Source organism: Bacillus sp. LSHTCR4 (genome assembly GCF_057197025.1).
In genome coordinates, this window is the sequence record NZ_JBXUNO010000002.1 from 119,313 (window position 1) to 139,905 (window position 20,593).

Consider the following 20,593-nt stretch of genomic DNA (forward strand, 5'->3'; position numbering starts at 1 on the left):
TGGAGATATTAGCTTTTATTTTAATAAGATTTTGTTGAGGGAGTAATAATGTTTTGTAAAGAAAAAGTTAGATTTTATATAAAAAAGCTGCCAGTATTATGGCAGCAGTAAAATCATTTTTGTAGTGATTTATAATATTGACCTTTTTCAACGTATTGCGTGCGAATTCGTTCCATGTCTTTACGGTCTTCTTCTGTTAATTCACGAACGACTTTCGCTGGGCGACCGAAAGCTAATGTGTTCGGCGGAATTTTCTTTCCTTGTGAAACGAGGCTTCCAGCACCGATAAAGGCTCCTTCGCCAATTTCAGCACCATCCAATATAATAGATCCCATTCCAATTAAAGCATCCTTTTTTATATGGCAGCTATGTAAAATCACTTGATGACCAACTGTAACGTCATCTTCTAAAATAAGAGGATACTGTGGACTTTGATGAAGTGTACATTGATCTTGTACATTTACTCGGTCACCAATGATTGTTGGTGATACGTCGCCTCGGATGACTGTATTAAACCAAATACTCGATTCCTCGCCAATGGAAACATCACCTGTAAGGGTAACGTAGTCAGCGATAAAAGCACTACTCGCAATTTTCGGATTTTTTTCTTTGTAAGGATATATCATGTAAAGCCTTCCTTTCCTAGAGACTAGTTTCAGTGTATCAAATTATGAGAAAGAGTGAAATGGAGGAGGTCCGTATGTGGAATTATGAAGCGGAGGAAGCAAAGGCTGTAATCGTTGTTGTACACGGCGCAATGGAATATCACGGGCGTTATGAAGCCGTTGCGGAAATGTGGAATCATATCGGCTACCACGTCGTGATGGGGGACCTTCCGTCACATGGAACGACTTCAAGAAATAGAGGACATATTGATTCGTTTGATGAATATATAGAGGAAGTTAAATTATGGGTGAAAGAGGCAAGAAAGTATAGGTTGCCTATCTTTTTATTTGGTCATAGTATGGGTGGTCTTATCGTCATTCGTATGATGCAAGAAACGAAGAGAGAAGATGTAGATGGCATTATTTTAAGTTCGCCATGTTTAGGCGTATTAGCTGGACCTTCTGCACCGCTGCAAGCTGCCTCAAAAATATTAAATATTATTGCTCCAAAATTGCAATTTGCAACGAATCTTACAGTGGAAATGTCAACTCGTAATCATGAAGTGAGAGATGCGATGGAGAATGATTCATTGTTCTTGCGCAAAGTATCAGTACGTTGGTATAGTGAATTGATTAAGTCTATCGAAATGGCTCATAAGAAAATAGATGATTTTCCAGATGTTCCGCTCTTGCTAATGCAAGCGTGTGAGGATAAACTTGTAGATAAAATACGTGTCCGCACTTGGTTTGATAATGTTAAAATAAGTGATAAGGCTTTTAAAGAATGGCCGAATTGTTATCATGAGTTATTAAATGAGTATGAGCGTGATGAAATTTTGAATTATATTCAGTCATTTACTGAAATACGCATCAATAACATAATAGAAACAAATAAGTAAATTATTTGTACATTGAATAGAGGAGATGAAGGAAGAAGTGAACGTACCGAGTAATCCCATAACGCTCATGGCGAAAGTATACCGTGATGTGTTTCCGGTTGTACACCATGAGCTAGCGATGTGGAAAGAGCGTGCCTACCATATTCCGAATGATGAGCTTCATAGTCAGGCAATCGCAAGTATTGAGCATAAAACGTTTCATTGCGAGGGCGGTGGCATTTTAGCGCTATTAGCAAATGAACACCGAGAGGAATGTATTCGTTTTATCGTCGCATATCAAACGATTAGTGACTACTTAGATAATTTATGTGATCGCAGTACATCACTTGATCCAAATGATTTTGCCGCGTTGCATGAGTCCATGTTAATGGCATTATCACCTGAAGTAGAAGGTGGCGGTAATTATTATCGTTATCGTGATGATCAAGATGATGGTGGTTATTTAGATGAACTTGTTGAAACATGCCAAGATGTTTTAAAGAAAACGAAGCACTATGACAAAATTGCTCCTATTCTTCATGAACTTGCTTGTTATTATTGCGATTTGCAAATTCATAAACATGTGAAATTAGAAGAAAGAGAACCACGATTACAAAAGTGGTTTGAAGCGCATAAAGAAAACTTACCAGAGATGAGTTGGTTTGAATTTTCAGCATGTGCCGGTTCTACGCTTGGAATCTTCTGTCTTGTCGCATATGCCTTTCATGATGAATTACATGATGAAGATATTGCGAAAATTAGACAAGGATATTTCCCTTACGTACAAGGACTTCATATTTTACTTGATTATTTCATCGATCAAGAAGAAGACCGCGCTGGCGGGGATTTGAATTTCTGTAGTTATTACGAAAACGAGCAAGCTATATTAGATCGTATGAAACATTTTGTAGAAGAAGCAGAGAAAAGCATTGGTGATTTGCCTCATGCGAAGTTTCATCGCCTTATAAGCCGAGGATTACTTGGTATTTATTTATCAGACCAAAAAGTATCAGCACAAAAGAATATGCACAAAATGGCACGGCGCATTGTAAAATACGGTGGTCTCACTTCACGATTCTTCTATTGGAACGGGAAGATGTACCGAAAGAAAACAGCGCAGTGATAAAGAAAACCACTCATGTAGAGTGGTTTTTGTTATAATATGGTAAAGGTGGTGGCGGAAATGAAGAGATTGTTTCAAAATCTATATGACCATATTGAAGTAACATTACTCGTGCTACTCTCTATTTCATTTGTAACTGGAATGTATATGATGATGAATAGGCCAAGTGGTCCTACTGTGATGGATTACGTGCCACAAGTAATAATTGGCGCAATTATTATAGTAGATATTGTCTTTTTAATAAGTGGTAGAAAAAAAGAAAATAGTAAATAAAAAAGCATTTGTACACGAGAGTACAAATGCTTTTTATTATGATCGTATTTTTGAAAATACATATATAAGAAGTTCAATCGCAAAAATAACTAAAACAGATAGTCCAAATAAAGGCATGACAGCGCCTAGTATAACCATCATGATAAAGAAAACGAGTACGCTTTTCTTATCTCTTTGCTTTGGCGGTGCTGCTAATTTTCCTTTCGGCTTTCTTGCTAACCACATTTTTATTCCGTAATAAATAAGAAGCAGTAGAGATAATGTCGTTAGTAAGCATAATATTTTATTGGGCCATCCGAATAAATGTCCTTCGTGAAGCGGGATACCGTAAGTGAACCATTGCGCAAGTAATCCATAATCATGATAGTCCGTTTTGGAAATAAGTTCCCCGCTATATTGATCAAAGTAAGCTGTTATTTCTTCATTTGGTGCAACATGCATACCTGTAATACCGGAACCGCTTGATTTTGAAACAGTGAACACACCTTTCGGATCAGCTGGTAGTGAAATAACATACGGTTTCTTTATTTCAATTCCTTTTTGTAATGTATCGACAGAAATTGCTTTCGGTTCATTTGAATTCGATTCAGGAGGCGCTTCTTTTCTAGTTGCCCACGGTAATTCTTTTACCTTTGATTCAGGTGGTGCCATATACAATTTCGGATATCCGAGAGATTCATTTGACGATGCGATTTTATAAATTTGGTTGCCCATAAATCCTGACCACGGCAATCCAGATGCGACTAGCAGAACGAGAGGAATTGTAAATATAATACCGATAATAGAATGACGTCTTTTTGCTTTTTCTCGCTTATTGGATGCCGGTGTGTTTTTGAATTGGCGTATACTCATATACAACCCAGTCACAATTAAGAAGATTGTCCAACATGCCGCAAGTTCTACAGTATAGTTGACGACAGTGCCACCAACTAAAAGAGAACTATGTAATTCCCGCATGACATTGGCAAACGTTTCACTTGCGTTTTGATCCCCAACAATTTGATTGTTATTATCTAAATACACATATTTTTGTTGCCCAGTATACTCATTTGCAATCGTAAGTCTCGTATTATAATCCCCATCAAACTCACTAATTTTCGCCACACTATAATGTGGATATTTTTTCTCTGTTAAGGAAATAGAATCAGCCATCGAAATAGATTCTGTTTGAGCACTCTTCCCAAAATATAAATCTTTATAGATGAAATCTTCAACCTCTTCCCGAAATAAATACCCAATGCCGCTCAGTGATAACGTAATAAGAAGCGGCGTAATAAAAAGCCCAGCATAAAAATGCCAACGCCAAAAAATGTAATGAAGCGAACGATTTACTTTCATACTCTTTGTTCCCCTAACCTTCCCTATATGAATAACTACTTATTTAATATAGCGGGATTAAGTGTGATTACTTTGAAAGAATTGTGAAGAAAGTTAAAAGTTTTGGGGATTTTTATCGGCGAGACATACAATACGCAATGCAAAGCTTAGTTGAATGAATTAGCTCTTCATCTTCTTTTTGTAGTCTGATTTGAAGCGCTTTTTGAAAACAAGTAAGGGCGGTTTGGAAGTGGCCCTTATCTAATTTACTTTTTCCGTAATGTTGGTAGAAAAAATCTTCATAAGCGGGTAAGTCTGGTAGTGTTTGTAGAAGTTCGATAAAGATTGTATTTGCAGCAGCAAACTTTCTTTCCCAATGATATGTATGTGCGAGGCGAAGTTTGTTAATAAAAAATACCTTGGGTGTTGTCTGTTTGTATGTAATATTTAATCGCTTCTTGTAAGTAGTACTTACTTTCAGAAAGGTTTTTCTCTAAGGTTTTCATCAAACGTGTATCCCATTTCAAAAGGTATATTCATTTGGACCCCCTTATAGTTTCTACATACATCCTAACAACCGCTTTCGCAAGACATTGAGAGGAATCAACAAAATTCTCACTCACCACTACATTCAAATCGGTACATGCGATAATGGCAGTATCTACTTCATCTCTCAATTGTAAAACGAGCGCATTCCACAATTCGTGAGCTTTTTCAATTTCTCCGCCTTTAATACAAGAGATAATTTGATTAATGCTTTCCTGCCATGTTTCATGATGAATGTATTCTATATTAAGCTTTGTAATCCCATCTTGATAAATTCCAGCTTGAACAGTAGCTTCTGTTGCAAGAAGAGCGACTCTTTTTGCAGTTTCAGGAATCGCTTTTAATGTTTCATCAACTATATTCAAAATAGGAATAGAAAGAGATTGCTGTAATTCTTCAAAATAAAGATGTGCTGTATTGCAAGGCATAGCGATAAATTCTACACCAGTACTCTCGAGTTTTTGTGCGCCTTCAATAATCGCTTTTTTCATCGCTTCGTGATCAATTGGGCGATTCATGTAAAATGGTGTTGGGCAAGAGTAAATCATCATATGAGGAAAGTCCATATCATGTTTTGCTCCGTATATTGTTTGGCACGCTGCTACAACTGTATCGACGAATGGTCCAGTTGATTTTGGTCCCATTCCTGCTAGTATTCCGATCATTGTTTCGTCTCCTTTACTATGTAATTAAAAACGTTTTTTGCGAACGATAAAAAGAAATAAGGTAAATAATAAAAATGAATATACGATAGCCCAAGCTGTGAGCCATAGCGTGTGAGTCAGTATATTATATTTGTATTGTCCAAGCATTAGAAAGCTTTCGACAGGTGGTAAAAACCATAGTAACTCTTTTTTAAACCGGATAGATGCAATCGTTATAAGCAATATAAATGTAAGGCTAAGCCAAGCAGTGCCTGCTTTTTGAATCATATTTCTAGTAAATAATGTTGCGATTGAAATTCCTAGTATAGAGAAAGACATGTGAGCGAGAAATCCGACTAAAAATAAAGAAACTGTCATTTCTTCATTAAACATTTGCAAAATAATTGGGTAGAGTACGGATATAAAAGATAACACAGTACAAATGAGAAGAGCTGTAATATATTTACCAACATATAGTGCGGAAATATTATTTGTGTGAGAAATAGTAATTTGCTCTTGTATAGGGTCTTCCGTATGAAAAATTGTGATTGTAATCCAGGCAGATAATAAATAAAGCGCAAGTGCTGTTTCTAAATATGTCGGTACAATAGGAGTCGGTTTATATGTATATACAAAAAGTAAGCTCACAAAGTACATCGCAATAGGAGGGACGTACTTATACGATTTTGTATAGTCGAGAAAATGGTAACGAATAAGCGCGAACATAATAAACCTTCTTTCGATTTAAAAATTAGGTTGTAACAGTGTGATAGATGCTTTTTTATGTAATAAAAACTGAAGCATTTCGTTTGTATATTCTTTTTCGATTTGTAATTGAATAAGGTTTTGATTTGAATTGTGTGTAACGTGTATAAAACCGGATTGCTTTTGTAGTTCTATCGCTGAGAATGTTTCGGGAACGATTGCCTCAATATAGACTTGTTCTGCTCCTTTTTGTGCAGAGATATTTTCTGCAATTGTATGATTTGCTAACGTCACAATTCTATCGGCGAAGTTTTCTAATAGTTGTTTTTCATGACATGTGAAGAGTATAGATATACCTTGTTGTTTTAATGAGAGTAAAATATGTTCTAGTTCTTGTTGAGAGTTCGGATCGAGCCCAGAAAGAGGTTCGTCTAAAATTAATAAATGTACGTCCGTAAGTAATGCTTGCATAATGCCTGTTTTTTGTTTCATGCCTTTTGAAAAGTTTCGTACAACGGAATGCCTTGCATGATGTAGATGAAAAGATTGAAGAAGCAGCGGAATTTTATCTTTTACATATTTTGTTGATAAACCGTGAATGTGGCCGAGATGAAATAGATAATCCTCTAATGTAAAACGAATCCCTTCAGGAAAATGTTCAGGTACATAACCGATTTGTATATGTTCTTTCCTTTGAATTGTCCCTACCGTAGGTGAAATAAAGCCTGCAATTATTTTGAGTAGAGTACTTTTTCCAGTCCCGTTCCCGCCAACAATGGCGAGCGCTTCTCCTTCTGGAATGGATAAATCAATGTTGTCTAGTATAAGTGATTTGCCATACTTCTTTTGAATCCCTCTTAGTTCTACTAGCAAAGTTCTATCCTTCTTTCTTTAAATAGTGTATATATCCATTATATAGGAGAATAACAAAAAGACGTGCAGTGAGTGCACGTCTTTTTTTGTTATCTTTTGTCGAATCGTCGCTATATTACCCCGCATTAACGGGCAGTAAAACTCCCACCTTAAAATTCGGGTGGAGCAAAGAAGTTAGGTGGGAGATAAACTGCCCATAAATGCCCGATTGGTTCAACTAATAATCAGTGGGGGATTCCCCTCCACTGATTAAAGTTTCACTTTATCGTTTCTCAATTGCCACAATAAATGGCGGGTTATTTTGTTGGTTAATGAAGCCATATCGTAGTACGTGAGCTTGTTTTTGATCTAGTTCTTCGGCAAATTTGAGAACAGCGTCGCGTTCTACTTGTCCTTCTGGATGTCCGTGGTAAATAACAAGGACGATGATACCTTCAGGTGCCATTATTTCTAATAATTGTTCGATTGCTGAGATTGTTGAGTTCGGTTTTGTAACGATATGCTTGTCTCCGCCTGGAAGGTAACCTAAGTTGAAAATTGCGCCTGTTACTTTTCCTTTTGCGTCTTCTGGTAGTAAGGATAGAAGCGTGTCGTGACTATCGTGAACTAAAACAGTACGTTCGAAAAGTTCTTTTTCTTTTAGACGAGTTGTTGAGCTTTCAATTGCTTCTTTTTGAATATCAAATCCAAATACTTTTCCGTTATCGCCAACGATTTCAGCTAGGAAGCATGTGTCATGCCCGTTTCCTAAAGTTGCATCTACAGCGTAATCGCCTTCTTTTACTGCCGTTTGCAAGAGAGTGCGAGCAAACGGTAATACACGTTCTAATTTCATTGTTGTTTCTCCTCATTTGCATATTTTCCTTGCCAGCTTCCGCGGCGTACAAATTCTGCATCGATGGAATTTAATACTTCCCATTTATTTAAGCTCCACATTGGACCGATCATTAAATCAGGTGGACCGTCACCTGTGATGCGGTGCACAATTACGTCTTCTGGAATTATTTCAAGTTGGTCAACAACGAGACTTACGTAATCCTCAAGAGAAAGGAACTCGAGTTGTCCTTTTTCATATTGCTTCACCATTGGCGTTCCTTTTAATAAATGAAGTAAATGAATTTTAATTCCTTGTACGTCAAGCTTCGCTACTTCACGAGCTGTTTCCATCATCATGTCATAATCTTCAAGGGGAAGACCGTTAATAATATGAGAGCAAACTCGAATGCCGTGCTTACGTAATTTATTTACGCCTTCCACGTAAGATGGGTAATCATGAGCGCGATTAATAAGGTTTGCAGTACGTTCATGAACAGTCTGTAGTCCGAGTTCAACCCAAAGATACGTGCGTTTATTTAAGTCCGCTAAATATGCAACGACATCGTCCGGTAAACAATCTGGACGAGTTGCGATAGAAAGACCGACAACGTCTTTTTCTACTAGAAGCGGTTCGAATTTTTCTTTTAACACTTCAAGTGGTGCATGTGTATTTGTGTACGCCTGAAAATAAGCGATACATTTTCCGTCTTTCCACTTTAAGCGCATTTTTTCTTTCATTTCATGATATTGCGTTATAACATCATCGCGGCGATCGCCAGCAAAGTCACCAGATCCAGCAGCACTGCAAAATGTACAACCGCCATAAGCAACTGTACCGTCACGGTTCGGACAATCGAAGCCAGCATCTAATGAAACTTTAAAGATTTTTTCACCAAATTCATTTCGTAAATGGTAATTCCATGTATGATAACGTTTATTGTCGTTTGTATATGGAAAAGGGTTTTGAACCTTCATTACTTTCCCTCCTAAGCCGAGTCAAAATGAAACAAAATCCATTATAACATACTCATAAGGTTCATATGGAAGGGACACACTAAAGGGGAATTGAAGCAAGGAGGGACAATTATGGCAGAGCGTCAATCACTTGAATCGTATATTACACAAGCGGAACAAGCGGTGGAATATGCGAAAGAACAATTAGATCTTGGTATGAGACAAGAGCATTACAATACGATGGAGTATTCAGATGCACAGTTACAATTAGAACAAGCATATAACGATTTACAAACGATGCAACAACATGCGAATGATGAGCAACGTGAGCAATTAAATAGAGCACGTATGGCAATTCGCCAATTGCAACATCAAATGATTATTACACCGCACTAATAAGGAGTGAATGTAATGGCGAAACGTTCAGATCAAAATAACCCAGAGCAAAAAACGCAAAATGGACATAACGCAGAGTTTTCGAATGAGCTTGATCCAGTTGTTCAAGTGAAACAGCGTAACAGTAAAAAAGGACAACCTCAAAAATCGAAACAATCAGAGTAGACCAGGTCGCAATATGACCTGGTTTTATTTTGCTATATGACAATAATGTAAGATTCCTGTAAGGTTTGTCGATAGTTGCGAGCCGTTTTCTCCAATAGAGTAAGGAAGGATTAAATTTTATACAAGGAGTTGCTTTATGGGGAACAATATTACAAACAAACGAATTGATGAGTTAGATTACATTCGTGGCTTCGCACTACTGGGGATTATTTTAGTAAATATTCTCGCACTACTTAACATTAAAATTCCAGATCCTAATACAGTGGATGCTAGTTATCAAAGGTTTTTATACTTATTTGTAGAAGGTCGTTTCTTCTCAATCTTCTCATTTTTATTTGGAGTGGGATTCTATATCTTTATCTCTAGAGCAATTGCAAAGGGCAAAAATGGATATGTTTTATTTTTCCGCCGCTTAGTTGCACTATTTATTTTCGGTTTGATTCATCAAATGTTTCAGCCTGGAGAAGCACTAGCGTTATACGCAATTTGCGGGTTAATTGTTTTACCGTTTTATAAGGCGAAAAAAGAAGTGAACCTAGTACTAGGGCTTATTTTGACAATTACCTTCAGTGTAATGGGAGCGAAAGAACTATTACCACTTGGCTTAATTTTATTAGGGCTTGCTGCAGGACAGTATCGTGTATTTGAAAATCTTACACAAAATATAAAGAAAGTCGCTATTTTTACAGGTATTATGTTTGTTTTAAGTGTCATAGCTGTATGGTATCAATATGGGCATGTTCCTGCTGAACCATTTATAAATGGGATAATGGAAACTGAAGATGGAACAATGGATGCTGCAAGCCAATTTTTAAAAATTGGTATTACAGTTGGACCAATTATTTCAGCTTTCTATGTTGGAGCATTAATTTTACTACTTCAATTAAAACCAGTTCAAACATTGTTAGCGCCACTGAAATATTATGGTCGTATGGCTTTAACGAATTATATCGGTCAAACTGCAATGATTTTAATCGCAGGAAGTGTAGGTAACTTTGCAGGAAATTTAACTTATATGCAGACGTTATATGTGTGTATTGCAATTTATGCAATTCAAATTGTATTTAGTGTAATTTGGATGAAAATCTTTAAAATGGGTCCACTAGAATGGATTTGGCGTGTTATTACGTATTGGACGGTAACACCTTTAAAGAAATAAAGTGAAACTTTAATCAGTGGGCCCATTAAAGTGGGATAAAGAGAGAAGTGGGCTGTTCCTTTTGTGGAACAGCTCATTTTTATTGTCAGCTTTTGTCGATAAGTCGATATATTTTGAAAATCGCCGATATATTTGGAGTTACGGTCGATATATTTCGAAAATCGCCGATATATTTGGAGTTACGGTCGATATATTTGAAAAATCGCCAATATAATTTCATTTACCGATTCAATATGTCACTAGTAGTAAAAGCCAAGCTTACAAGCACACCTTTTTTATATTACAAAAGTGTAAGGTAATTGTAATGTTAACAAATAGCAGTTCATCTCCAAAAGGCGCAAAATAGGTAATGGAAAAACAAGCGTAGGAGGATATATATGACGAAACCAGTTGTAGACGTGAAAAACGTTCAAAAAGTGTACGGTAAAAAAGGTGAGAATCAATCACACGCATTAAAAGGTGTATCATTCTCAATTCAAGAGGGTGAGTTTGTTGGAATTATGGGGCCATCTGGTTCTGGTAAAACGACATTATTAAATGTAATTTCAACGCTTGATAAAGCAACGGGCGGCGTTGTTGAAATTGCAGGAACGGATATTACAAAAATGAAGCAAGGTGAGCTTTCTGATTTCCGTTCACAAAAATTAGGATTCATATTCCAAGACTTTAACTTATTAGAGAACTTATCTATTTACGAAAACATTGCATTGCCACTTTCACTTCAAGGTGTTCCATCACGTAATATTGGACCAAAAGTAGAAAAAGTAGCGGATATGTTAGGAATTACAGAAATACTTCAAAAGTATCCATCTGAAGTATCTGGTGGACAAAAGCAACGTTCAGCAGCAGCGCGCGCTTTAGTACATGAGCCAGCAATTATTTTAGGGGACGAGCCAACAGGAGCTCTTGATTCTAAAAATGCGACGAGTTTACTTGATGCGATGACAAACTTAAATAAAGAGCAAGGCGTATCTATTATGATGGTTACTCACGATCCGTATAGTGCAAGTTACTGTCAGCGTATTTTATTCATTCAAGATGGTGAGCTATATAAAGAAATTCACCGCGGTGGTACACGTGAAGAGTTCTACAAAGAAATTTTAGATGTGCTTGCAGACTTAGGCACACAAAAAGCGTAAGAAAGGAGGTCTAGGGCATGTTATTTAAACTTTCCATGTCAGGGCTAAAAAGTAAGATGAAAGATTATATCGTCTTACTTGTTGGTCTTGTCATGTCCATTTCAATTTTTTATATGTTCCAAACATTAGCGTTAAACGAGGCCTTCCTTAAGGAAAATTCTACTATTGGTCAAATTGGATTTGTATTCCAAGCAGGTTCATTTTTACTAGCTATTATAACGTTCTTCTATATTTTGTATGCAAACTCTTTCTTACTATCTCTTCGTCAAAAAGAGTTTGGTATGTATATGATGTTAGGAGCAAAAAAGCATAAAGTTACATTACTTATGTTTATCGAAACAATCGTATTAGGTGCTGCGTCTCTTGCGATTGGTATTATAGTTGGTGTAGGCCTTGCAGAAGGCATCGGACAGTTATTAATGAAACAATTAGAATTTGCTGGTAAGGGCTATAAAGCATTTTATTTACCATCAATGACTGTTACTTGCATCTTCTTCTTTGTACTATTTGTATTATCAGCAATTATGAACAGTATTAAATTATCACGTATTTCTGTACTGCAACTTGTACATGCAGATGCACAAACAGAACGTGTTACGGTAAAAGGGAAAATGACAGGTGTAGTTGCATTCCTTGCGGTTATTTTATTAGGAATTGGCTATGCATCAATGATTTACATGGAAAAACTAAGAGAAATGGGAATCATTATTGCATTAATTACAACGACAGCTGGTACTTACATGCTGTTTGGATCACTTCTCCCAGTTATTATTAAAAAGTTAAAAGGTAATAAAAAGCGTAGTGAAAAAGGGCTTAACGCTTTTACATTTGCACAATTAAATTTCCGTATTAATAGTTTAACGAAAGTACTTGCAACAGTAGCGATGTTAGTTGCTCTTGGAGCCGGTGCCATTTCAGGTGGTATGGCGTTTAAAAATAACGTTATAAAAATGGTTGATGGTTTAGTAATTTACGATTCAGTTGTTCATAATCCAACAGCTGAAGAAAAGAAAGTTTTAAATGGTATTACATTTAAAGAGAAAAATGAATATCGTTACAAAGTTGATAATAAATACGTTTACTATGTAAAAGAAGATTTAGAGAAAAATCGTCCTTTAGTAAAAGATATGTCAAATATGAAGTCGATGAAGGATTTAATGAATACAAAGAAAGTTTCAGCGGACCTGCCAGTAGGTGCAGTTTCTCGAGAAATGAATGAAAAAGATGCGAATGCTAAAGAACTTCCACAAGAATGGGACGAGGCTTTCAGAACAATCGAGCCATTTTACGTACATGAAGATCATGCAATTAAAATTGTAGATCAAAAAATGTACGATACTGTAAATGGTAAAGAAGGAATTGTATTTACTGGAAAAACAGATGATTTTGAAGCGCACAAAAAAGAATGGAAAAAACTTGACGAGTTGCAGCTAGATAAATATAAAAATGTAAAAGCTGAAAGATTAGATAGTAAATATCAAGCTTACGACATGTTCTATGGCGTTGCGAGCGGAACAGTGTTTATGGGATTCTTCCTTGGAATTGCTTTCTTAGCAATGATGGCAAGTTGTCTCATGTTTAAAATTCTTTCAGGTGCATCAAAAGATATTACGCGTTATCAAATGCTTCGTAAAATTGGAGTGCGCCGTGAATTATTAACAAAATCGATTTATAAAGAGTTATTCTTAGTATTCCTATTCCCAGCAATTGTAGGTATTGCTCACGTATTAGTTGGTATGAATATTTTCGGATTTATTTTAATCGATCCGTACTTCCGTATTTGGGTACCAATCATAATTTTCGTAGTTATTTACACGATTTATTACTTCATTACAGTTCAATTGTATAAAGGAATTGTTCTTCCGAAAGAAGATTAATAAAAAACCGAGCGAAACTGCTCGGTTTTTATTATTTTCAGAAAAAACACTTTAATGTTACTGAAATATATAATATAATGTAAATAAGTAACATAATATAAAAGTAGAAGCAGCTGGAAAATGAAAGGAGGAATCCAATCTGTAGAAAGAGGCTGAACTTGTATCCCCCTATTATTCCTACCCCTACTGTATTTGCACAATTATAAATTTCCAAACCTAAAAGTATATTGTAAAAATAATGGATAATACATGGAAATCTCATAGCGTGATAAGGTAAAATGGACAACATGATGAGAAAATTACCGTTCATAAGATGAGGAGAATACATGTATGGAAGTTGTAGAGGCATTAAAAGATATAAGCCAAATTGAGGCTATGAAAAAGTATTTAAAAGAGCACTCACAGCGAGATTATCTTTTATTTGTTATTGGAATTAACACAGGATTAAAGATTACTGAGCTACTTAGTATGAAATTCGAAGAAGTATTAAATGAAGATGGAACTGTTAAAGAGTTTTATTCTCTTCCTGTGAAAGATGAAAAGTTTAAACAAGATATTTATTTAAATACAAAAGTAAAAGAAGCACTTTTAGAGTATGTACAATCTATTGATGTGAAAAGAGAAAACTATGTATTTCAATCTAATAAAACGACAAATTCAATTACGCGCCAACAAGCGTATCGTGTAATCCATAACGCAGCGGAAGCGGTTGGGATTGTTGGAAAGATTGGAACGAACTCAATGCGAAAAACATTTGGATTTCATGCGTATAAAAGAGGAATAGCAATTGCACTATTGCAAAAGCATTTCCATCACGCGACTCCATCAGAGACGCTTAAGTATTTAGGAATCTCAAAAGATGAGAAGTTTAAAACTGAGATTGATGTAGATTTGTAAAAGCCGTAACTAAAAACTTTAGGAGGCGGAAATTATGAATATTAGAGAGAGTGAACTACCGGGCATTGGATGTAAATTTGAAGTTATAACAAAAGGTAATGAAAAAATGGTTATCGTTATTCATGATGATGGCCGAAGAGAAATGTATCATTTTGATGCAGATCATGATGAAAGTATTTCAAGCATTTCTCTTCGTGATTCTGAAGCGAGACAAATTGCGGCTATATTAGGCGGAATGGTATATAGACCGCAAGCTTTAGACACAATTGAGATGGCTTTTGAAGGATTATCAATTGAATGGTTTAAGGTGGAGAATCATGCACCAGTCGTACAAAAAACAATTGGTAGCTTACATGTTAGAAAAACATATAACGTAACGATTATTGCTATTTTAAAAAAGAATATGAAGAAATTCTTTAATCCAGGTCCAGACTCTATTATTGAAGCTGGCGATATGCTCGTGTTATCGGGTGAAAGGCATGAAGTGAAAAGAATTATTAATGAATTGCTTTCATCAGGAGGTGATTCATAATCGATGGATACTTTAATCTTTGAAGTTGGAACTGCGTTAGTATTAGTAGCTTTTGCAGCTATCCTCGCTGCAAAGTTAAAGTTCTCGATTATTCCGTTTCTCATTATACTCGGTATGTTAGTGGGGCCTCATGCCCCTGACTTAGGACTTATCGATTTAAGGTTTATTGAAAGCGGAGAAGTTATTTCCTTCCTCGGCCGTGTTGGCGTCATATTCCTCCTATTCTATTTAGGCTTAGAATTCTCAATAAAAAAATTAATTAAATCAGGAAAATCAATTGCTTTCGGGGGGACTGTCCACATATCACTTAATTTCATATTAGGTTTGCTTTATGGATATGTGATGGGCTTCCCCTTATTAGAGACGTTAATTATTGCTGGAATTATTACAATTTCATCGAGTGCAATTGTTGCAAAAGTAATTGTTGATTTAAGAAGATCTGGTAATAAAGAGACTGAATTAATATTAGGAATCATTATGTTTGATGATATTTTTTTAGCTGTATATTTATCAGTCGTTTCAGGATTAGTACTCGGTGGTGCAACATCATTTGTGGGTGCACTTACATCGGTGTTAATCGCAGTAGGGTATATGCTACTATTCTTTGTAATTGCTAGAAAAGCTACGTCGTTCTTAAATAAAATATTAGATATTTCGTCAAATGAAATTTTTATTATCGTAATATTTGCTATTTTATTCTTCGTAGCAGGATTTTCAGAAACGATTCATGTTGCTGAGGCAATTGGAGCGTTATTATTAGGACTCGTCTTTTCTGAAACAGAGCATAGTGATCGGATTGAGAAGCTCGTCGTCCCATTCCGTGATTTCTTTGGAGCTATATTCTTTTTCAGCTTCGGTTTAAGCATAGATCCGTTTTCACTTGGAGGAGCAGTTTGGTTGGCATTAGGAGCAGTGCTCATTACACTCATCGGTAATTTTACAGCTGGAATGATGGCGGGACGTAAAGCCGGGTTATCGCATAAGGCTTCTACGAATATCGGTTTAACACTTGTATCACGCGGAGAGTTCTCCATTATTGTTGCTAATATCGGCATTGCGGGTGGCTTACTAGCAACAATCAAACCGTTCTCTGCACTGTACGTTTTAATATTAGCATCGTTAGGACCTTTGTTAACGAAAGAATCTGGGAGGATATACTCCTTACTAGATAAAATATTTAAATGGAGTGCTAAAGAACGTGCAAAGCGAGAAAAAGAAGTTGGGTAATATATAAAGAGGCTGCATGAACTTCATGCAGCCTCTTTATATATTGTTACTGTTGTCGCTTTTTGTCGGTAAGTCGATATATTCTAATAATCGCTAATATATTTTTAGTTGCGCCGATATATTTTGATAATCGCTGATATATTTCGGGTTGCGCCGATATAATCCAAGAAGCAACCAATATAATTTTATTTACCGACATTCTATTATCTGAATTTCATCAACTATTAATCAGTTGCCTTCCTATTTAAAAACGACTACAATTTTACTGTTATAGATGAACGAAAAAAATAGAATAGGAGGGGAAACTATGCCAAGGAAAGTATGGCTATTAGTAGCTGGGATGATTATTAATGTCACGGGTGCTTCTTTTTTATGGCCTTTTAATACAATTTATTTGCATGATCATCTAGGGAAATCTTTATCTGTGGCCGGAATGGTATTAATGATCAACTCGCTTACTGGTGTAATCGGAAACTTGCTCGGCGGTGTTTTATTTGATAAATGGGGCGGTTATAAATCAACTTTAGTAGGGATTGTGATTACACTCGTATCGATTTTAGGTCTTGTGTTCTTCCACGGTTGGCCTTTATACGTTGTGTGGCTAGCGTTAATCGGTTTTGGTTCTGGAATGGTCTTCCCATCGATGTATGCAATGGTTGGTACGGTTTGGCCAGAGGGCGGAAGACGAGCATTTAATGCGATGTATGTTGGACAAAACGTTGGTATTGCGATTGGAACAGCATGTGGTGGATTAGTTGCATCGTATCGTTTTGATTATATTTTCTTAGCGAACTTTATTTTATACTTTGTTTTCTTCTTAATTGCTTTTATTGGATTCCGTGGTATGGAAGACAAGAAAGAGCCAGGAGTGCAAAAAGAGGTTGAACCGAAAAAAGGTTGGTCGCTTACACCTGGATTCAAAGCACTTCTTATCGTATGTGTAGCATATGCTTTATGCTGGGTTACATACGTACAGTGGCAAGGAGCGATTGCAACACATATGCAAGAATTAAACATTAGTCTTCGTCACTATAGTTTATTATGGACGATAAACGGAGCGATGATTGTTTGTGCGCAGCCGCTAGTTAGTATGCTAATTCGCTGGATGAAGCGTTCTTTAAAACAACAAATTATGATCGGAATCATCATTTTTGCGGCTTCATTCATTGTATTAAGTCAAGCGCAGCAATTTACGATGTTCCTCGTTGCGATGGTAACATTAACAATCGGTGAATTATTCGTATGGCCAGCGGTTCCGACGATTGCAAATATACTTGCACCAAAAGATAAATTAGGATTTTATCAAGGGGTCGTAAATAGTGCAGCGACTGTAGGGAAAATGTTCGGGCCGGTCGTTGGCGGAGCAATTGTTGATTTATACAATATGGAAGTATTGTTTATAGCAATCATGGTAATGCTTGTAGTAGCGCTTATAGCAACGAGTATTTATGATAAACGAGTAAAAGTAGAAGAAACAGTTGAAGAAAAAATTGCAGTTTAGTTTGACGGAACATGTTCACATGTTTTAGAATATATTTAAATAAAACAACCTTTAGAACAAGGGAGATAGCTCGGCTGTCTTAAGACGAATTCGTTAGTGATTAAAAGTAACGATTAACCGAGAAGCCCCGCTTTAAGTAAGCTCTTTAGAGATACGAAGTGGAGGGTAGTTCAAATTAACTCATATGTGTAATAACAGTGAGAAGGAGTAGTAGTAATAGAAGCTGGTTTAGAGAGTTGACGGTCGGTGCAAGTCAATCCACGTTTCGTTATGAACTCGCCTTTGAGTTGCAGTTGTGAAACTAATAGTAGCAATTGCCGTTAATCCACGTTACGGATCTAAGCGAATGTATATTTGTACATTAATTTAGGGTGGTACCGCGGGAATCTATAACCTCTCGTCCCTTTCTAGGGATGAGAGGTTTTTTGTATTTTGGGCGGTGAAAATAAATAGAATTTCAAGGAGGGTATCTCATGAGCTTTAATCATCAAGAAATTGAGAAGAAGTGGCAAGGGTACTGGGAAGAGAATAAAACATTCCGTACGCCAGATGAGACAGAAAAACCAAAATTTTATGCACTAGATATGTTCCCATATCCATCAGGTGCAGGCTTACACGTAGGACATCCAGAAGGTTATACAGCGACGGATATTTTATCTCGTATGAAGCGTATGCAAGGATATAACGTTCTTCATCCAATGGGATGGGATGCATTCGGTCTTCCAGCAGAGCAATATGCACTTGATACTGGAAACAGCCCAGCTGAATTTACAGAGCATAATATTAATACATTCCGTAATCAAATTAAATCATTAGGTTTCTCTTACGATTGGGACCGTGAAGTAAATACAACAGATCCAAACTACTACAAGTGGACACAATGGATCTTCCTAAAACTATTTGAAAAAGGCTTAGCTTATGTTGATGAAGTACCTGTAAACTGGTGCCCAGCACTTGGTACAGTACTTGCAAACGAAGAAATCATCGATGGTAAGAGTGAGCGCGGTGGACATCCAGTTGAGCGTCGTCCGATGAGACAGTGGATGTTAAAAATTACAGCTTACGGAGATCGTCTATTAGAAGATCTAGATGAGCTTGATTGGCCAGAAAGCTTAAAAGATATGCAACGTAACTGGATCGGTCGTTCTGAAGGTGCAGAAGTACACTTCAACATCGACGGTACAGACGAGAAATTCACAGTTTTCACAACGCGTCCTGATACATTATTCGGTGCAAGCTACTGTGTACTTGCTCCGGAACATGCACTTGTTGCTGATATTACAACTGCTGAACAAAAAGAAGCTGTAGAAGCTTACATTAATTCTGTAAAAATGAAGAGTGATTTAGAGCGTACAGAACTTGCGAAAGAGAAAACTGGTGTATTCACTGGTGCTTACGCAGTTAACCCAGTAAATGGTGAGAAATTACCAATCTGGATCGCTGATTACGTTCTTGCAACTTACGGAACAGGTGCTGTAATGGCAGTTCCAGCTCATGATGAGCGTGACTATGAATTCGCATCAACATTCAATCTTCCAATGAAGGAAGTTGTAAAAGGCGGAGACATTACGAAAGAAGCATACACAGGTGATGGTGCACACGTAAACTCAGCATTCCTTGATGGCTTAAATAAAGAAGAAGCAATCGCAAAAATGATTGAATGGCTTGAAGTAACGAGCGCAGGAAATCAAAAAGTAACATACCGTCTACGTGACTGGTTATTCAGCCGTCAACGTTACTGGGGTGAGCCAATTCCAGTTATTCACTGGGAAGATGGCACAATGACAGCTGTGAAAGAAGAAGAATTACCATTAGTTCTTCCGAAAACAGAAAACATCCGTCCTTCAGGTACAGGTGAATCACCACTTGCTAACATTGACGAGTGGGTAAATGTTGTTGATCCTGAGACTGGTAAAAAAGGTCGTCGTGAAACGAACACAATGCCACAATGGGCTGGTAGCTGCTGGTATTACTTACGTTACATCGATCCAAACAACAGCGAAGCACTTGTAGATCCTGAAAAAGTAAAACAATGGCTTCCAGTTGATATTTATATCGGTGGTGCAGAACACGCTGTACTTCACTTACTATATGCTCGTTTCTGGCATAAAGTATTATACGATATTGGTGTAGTTCCAACGAAAGAACCGTTCCAACAATTATTCAACCAAGGTATGATTTTAGGTGAAAACAACGAGAAAATGAGTAAATCAAAAGGTAACGTTGTAAACCCTGATGATATTGTAGCAAGCCACGGTGCAGATACACTTCGTCTATACGAAATGTTCATGGGACCATTAGATGCTTCAATCGCTTGGTCTGAAAATGGTCTTGACGGAGCTCGTCGTTTCCTAGACCGCGTATGGCGTCTATTCGTTCAAGATAACGGTGAATTAAGTGAGAAAATTACTGATGCACCAAATAAAGAGCTTGAAAAAGCTTACCACCAAACAGTGAAGAAAGTAACAGAAGACTATGCAGAGCTTCGCTTCAACACAGCGATTTCTCAAATGATGGTATTCATCAACGATGCATACAAAGCTGAAACACTTCCGAAAGAATATGTAGAAGGTTTCGTAAAAATGATTGCACCAGTTGCACCTCACATTGGGGAAGAACTATGGAGCAAACTTGGATACAATGAAACAATCACATATGCAAGCTGGCCAACATTTGATGAGTCTAAACTTGTAGAAGATGAAGTTGAAATCGTTGTTCAAGTTATGGGTAAAGTTCGCGCAAAACTAACAATGAGTAAAGACGCATCAAAAGATGAAATGGAAAAACTTGCACTTGAAGCAATTCAAGACCAAATTGAAGGGAAAACAGTTCGTAAAGTAATTGTAGTTCCTGGAAAACTTGTTAACGTTGTTGCAAACTAATGTATTCTAAATGAAAGCTCAGAGTATGTATACTCTGAGCCTTTTCATGTAGAAAATCATTTCTGGATCACCTTAGTTTAAGTT

General features: G+C 36.7%; 20 protein-coding genes, 1 pseudogene and 1 other annotated feature. Of the genes and pseudogenes, 13 read left to right on the forward strand and 8 right to left on the reverse strand.

Annotation, left to right across the window (positions count from 1 at the left end; translation table 11 throughout):
• Positions 1–113: 113 nt before the first annotated feature.
• On the reverse strand, positions 114–626 hold the full coding sequence (locus AC2CGR_RS14235; protein WP_087966560.1) for a gamma carbonic anhydrase: 513 nt from the start codon (positions 624–626) through the stop codon (positions 114–116).
• Positions 627–700: 74 nt separating this feature from the next.
• On the opposite strand from AC2CGR_RS14235, the gene AC2CGR_RS14240 reads away from it, so the two are divergent.
• From AC2CGR_RS14240 to AC2CGR_RS14250, 3 genes are read left to right on the forward strand one after another with little or no spacing between them, the layout of a single operon-like run.
• Positions 701–1,504 (forward strand): alpha/beta hydrolase, encoded by an 804-nt coding sequence (locus AC2CGR_RS14240; RefSeq protein ID WP_087966558.1) that lies wholly within the window; start codon positions 701–703, stop codon positions 1,502–1,504.
• A 37-nt stretch (positions 1,505–1,541) separates the two neighbouring features.
• Positions 1,542–2,606 (forward strand): tetraprenyl-beta-curcumene synthase family protein, encoded by a 1,065-nt coding sequence (locus AC2CGR_RS14245; RefSeq protein WP_029440200.1) that lies wholly within the window; start codon positions 1,542–1,544, stop codon positions 2,604–2,606.
• Between the two features lie 60 nt (positions 2,607–2,666).
• Positions 2,667–2,879, forward strand: a complete 213-nt coding sequence (locus AC2CGR_RS14250; RefSeq protein ID WP_087966556.1) for a hypothetical protein — start codon at positions 2,667–2,669, stop codon at positions 2,877–2,879.
• Positions 2,880–2,915: 36 nt separating this feature from the next.
• Here AC2CGR_RS14250 and AC2CGR_RS14255 read toward each other — a convergent pair whose 3' ends face one another.
• The 7 genes and pseudogenes from AC2CGR_RS14255 to mnmL form a co-directional block, all read right to left on the reverse strand.
• Positions 2,916–4,217, reverse strand: coding sequence for a PepSY-associated TM helix domain-containing protein (locus AC2CGR_RS14255; protein ID WP_087966554.1), 1,302 nt, complete (start codon positions 4,215–4,217; stop codon positions 2,916–2,918).
• 112 nt (positions 4,218–4,329) lie between these two features.
• Positions 4,330–4,736, reverse strand: a pseudogene (locus tag AC2CGR_RS14260) (hypothetical protein).
• Entirely contained in the window at positions 4,733–5,407 is a 675-nt protein-coding gene (locus AC2CGR_RS14265; protein WP_484480948.1) for an aspartate/glutamate racemase family protein, read from the reverse strand. Before AC2CGR_RS14265 ends, AC2CGR_RS14260 begins: the two are co-directional and overlap by 4 nt.
• A gap of 24 nt (positions 5,408–5,431) precedes the next feature.
• On the reverse strand, positions 5,432–6,112 hold the full coding sequence (locus AC2CGR_RS14270) for a hypothetical protein (RefSeq protein ID WP_048529494.1): 681 nt from the start codon (positions 6,110–6,112) through the stop codon (positions 5,432–5,434).
• An 18-nt stretch (positions 6,113–6,130) separates the two neighbouring features.
• Positions 6,131–6,964: an ABC transporter ATP-binding protein gene (locus AC2CGR_RS14275; RefSeq protein WP_087966548.1), complete on the reverse strand. Its 834-nt coding sequence runs from the start codon at positions 6,962–6,964 to the stop codon at positions 6,131–6,133.
• Between the two features lie 262 nt (positions 6,965–7,226).
• On the reverse strand, positions 7,227–7,799 hold the full coding sequence (gene mnmM, locus AC2CGR_RS14280) for a tRNA 5-(aminomethyl)-2-thiouridylate-methyltransferase MnmM (RefSeq protein ID WP_131100893.1): 573 nt from the start codon (positions 7,797–7,799) through the stop codon (positions 7,227–7,229).
• The gene (mnmL, locus tag AC2CGR_RS14285; RefSeq protein ID WP_484480949.1) at positions 7,796–8,755 is read right to left on the reverse strand and encodes a tRNA modification radical SAM protein MnmL/YtqA; all 960 of its coding nucleotides are present in this window, start codon (positions 8,753–8,755) and stop codon (positions 7,796–7,798) included. Before mnmL ends, mnmM begins: the two co-directional genes overlap by 4 nt.
• 111 nt (positions 8,756–8,866) lie before the next feature.
• Between mnmL and AC2CGR_RS14290 the strand changes: the two genes are divergently transcribed.
• The 10 genes from AC2CGR_RS14290 (at position 8,867) to leuS (ending at position 20,509) form a co-directional block, all read left to right on the forward strand.
• On the forward strand, positions 8,867–9,130 hold the full coding sequence (locus AC2CGR_RS14290) for a YtzC family protein (protein WP_000840865.1): 264 nt from the start codon (positions 8,867–8,869) through the stop codon (positions 9,128–9,130).
• Between the two features lie 15 nt (positions 9,131–9,145).
• Positions 9,146–9,295 carry a hypothetical protein gene (locus AC2CGR_RS14295; protein WP_001129344.1) on the forward strand — a complete coding sequence of 50 codons (150 nt, stop codon included), beginning with the start codon at positions 9,146–9,148 and terminating at the stop codon, positions 9,293–9,295.
• 136 nt (positions 9,296–9,431) lie between these two features.
• Positions 9,432–10,454: a DUF418 domain-containing protein gene (locus tag AC2CGR_RS14300; RefSeq protein WP_087966542.1), complete on the forward strand. Its 1,023-nt coding sequence runs from the start codon at positions 9,432–9,434 to the stop codon at positions 10,452–10,454.
• 377 nt (positions 10,455–10,831) lie between these two features.
• Positions 10,832–11,593: an ABC transporter ATP-binding protein gene (locus tag AC2CGR_RS14305; RefSeq protein ID WP_071715868.1), complete on the forward strand. Its 762-nt coding sequence runs from the start codon at positions 10,832–10,834 to the stop codon at positions 11,591–11,593.
• A gap of 17 nt (positions 11,594–11,610) precedes the next feature.
• Entirely contained in the window at positions 11,611–13,470 is a 1,860-nt protein-coding gene (locus AC2CGR_RS14310) for an FtsX-like permease family protein (RefSeq protein ID WP_071715869.1), read from the forward strand.
• 330 nt (positions 13,471–13,800) lie between these two features.
• The gene (locus AC2CGR_RS14315; protein ID WP_071715870.1) at positions 13,801–14,367 is read left to right on the forward strand and encodes a tyrosine-type recombinase/integrase; all 567 of its coding nucleotides are present in this window, start codon (positions 13,801–13,803) and stop codon (positions 14,365–14,367) included.
• Between the two features lie 34 nt (positions 14,368–14,401).
• Positions 14,402–14,899, forward strand: coding sequence for a cation:proton antiporter regulatory subunit (locus tag AC2CGR_RS14320; protein ID WP_001026046.1), 498 nt, complete (start codon positions 14,402–14,404; stop codon positions 14,897–14,899).
• Between the two features lie 3 nt (positions 14,900–14,902).
• Positions 14,903–16,126, forward strand: a complete 1,224-nt coding sequence (locus tag AC2CGR_RS14325) for a cation:proton antiporter (protein ID WP_087966539.1) — start codon at positions 14,903–14,905, stop codon at positions 16,124–16,126.
• A gap of 307 nt (positions 16,127–16,433) precedes the next feature.
• Positions 16,434–17,627: an MDR family MFS transporter gene (locus AC2CGR_RS14330; protein WP_484480950.1), complete on the forward strand. Its 1,194-nt coding sequence runs from the start codon at positions 16,434–16,436 to the stop codon at positions 17,625–17,627.
• A 188-nt stretch (positions 17,628–17,815) separates the two neighbouring features.
• Positions 17,816–18,035, forward strand: a binding site (T-box leader).
• Between the two features lie 65 nt (positions 18,036–18,100).
• Positions 18,101–20,509, forward strand: coding sequence for a leucine--tRNA ligase (gene leuS / locus AC2CGR_RS14335; protein WP_029440187.1), 2,409 nt, complete (start codon positions 18,101–18,103; stop codon positions 20,507–20,509).
• The last annotated feature ends 84 nt before the right edge of the window (positions 20,510–20,593 follow it).

Coding starts and splice junctions, on each gene's coding strand:
- AC2CGR_RS14255 (WP_087966554.1), bottom strand. CDS start 4,217: ATGAAAGTAAATCGTTCGCTTCATTACATTTTTTGGCGTTGGCATTTT.
- AC2CGR_RS14300 (WP_087966542.1), top strand. CDS start 9,432: ATGGGGAACAATATTACAAACAAACGAATTGATGAGTTAGATTACATT.
- AC2CGR_RS14330 (WP_484480950.1), top strand. CDS start 16,434: ATGCCAAGGAAAGTATGGCTATTAGTAGCTGGGATGATTATTAATGTC.
- leuS (WP_029440187.1), top strand. CDS start 18,101: ATGAGCTTTAATCATCAAGAAATTGAGAAGAAGTGGCAAGGGTACTGG.
- AC2CGR_RS14265 (WP_484480948.1), bottom strand. CDS start 5,407: ATGATCGGAATACTAGCAGGAATGGGACCAAAATCAACTGGACCATTC.
- AC2CGR_RS14270 (WP_048529494.1), bottom strand. CDS start 6,112: ATGTTCGCGCTTATTCGTTACCATTTTCTCGACTATACAAAATCGTAT.
- AC2CGR_RS14315 (WP_071715870.1), top strand. CDS start 13,801: ATGGAAGTTGTAGAGGCATTAAAAGATATAAGCCAAATTGAGGCTATG.
- AC2CGR_RS14320 (WP_001026046.1), top strand. CDS start 14,402: ATGAATATTAGAGAGAGTGAACTACCGGGCATTGGATGTAAATTTGAA.
- AC2CGR_RS14310 (WP_071715869.1), top strand. CDS start 11,611: ATGTTATTTAAACTTTCCATGTCAGGGCTAAAAAGTAAGATGAAAGAT.
- AC2CGR_RS14305 (WP_071715868.1), top strand. CDS start 10,832: ATGACGAAACCAGTTGTAGACGTGAAAAACGTTCAAAAAGTGTACGGT.
- AC2CGR_RS14235 (WP_087966560.1), bottom strand. CDS start 626: ATGATATATCCTTACAAAGAAAAAAATCCGAAAATTGCGAGTAGTGCT.
- AC2CGR_RS14240 (WP_087966558.1), top strand. CDS start 701: ATGTGGAATTATGAAGCGGAGGAAGCAAAGGCTGTAATCGTTGTTGTA.
- AC2CGR_RS14295 (WP_001129344.1), top strand. CDS start 9,146: ATGGCGAAACGTTCAGATCAAAATAACCCAGAGCAAAAAACGCAAAAT.
- AC2CGR_RS14325 (WP_087966539.1), top strand. CDS start 14,903: ATGGATACTTTAATCTTTGAAGTTGGAACTGCGTTAGTATTAGTAGCT.
- AC2CGR_RS14290 (WP_000840865.1), top strand. CDS start 8,867: ATGGCAGAGCGTCAATCACTTGAATCGTATATTACACAAGCGGAACAA.
- AC2CGR_RS14250 (WP_087966556.1), top strand. CDS start 2,667: ATGAAGAGATTGTTTCAAAATCTATATGACCATATTGAAGTAACATTA.
- mnmM (WP_131100893.1), bottom strand. CDS start 7,799: ATGAAATTAGAACGTGTATTACCGTTTGCTCGCACTCTCTTGCAAACG.
- mnmL (WP_484480949.1), bottom strand. CDS start 8,755: ATGAAGGTTCAAAACCCTTTTCCATATACAAACGACAATAAACGTTAT.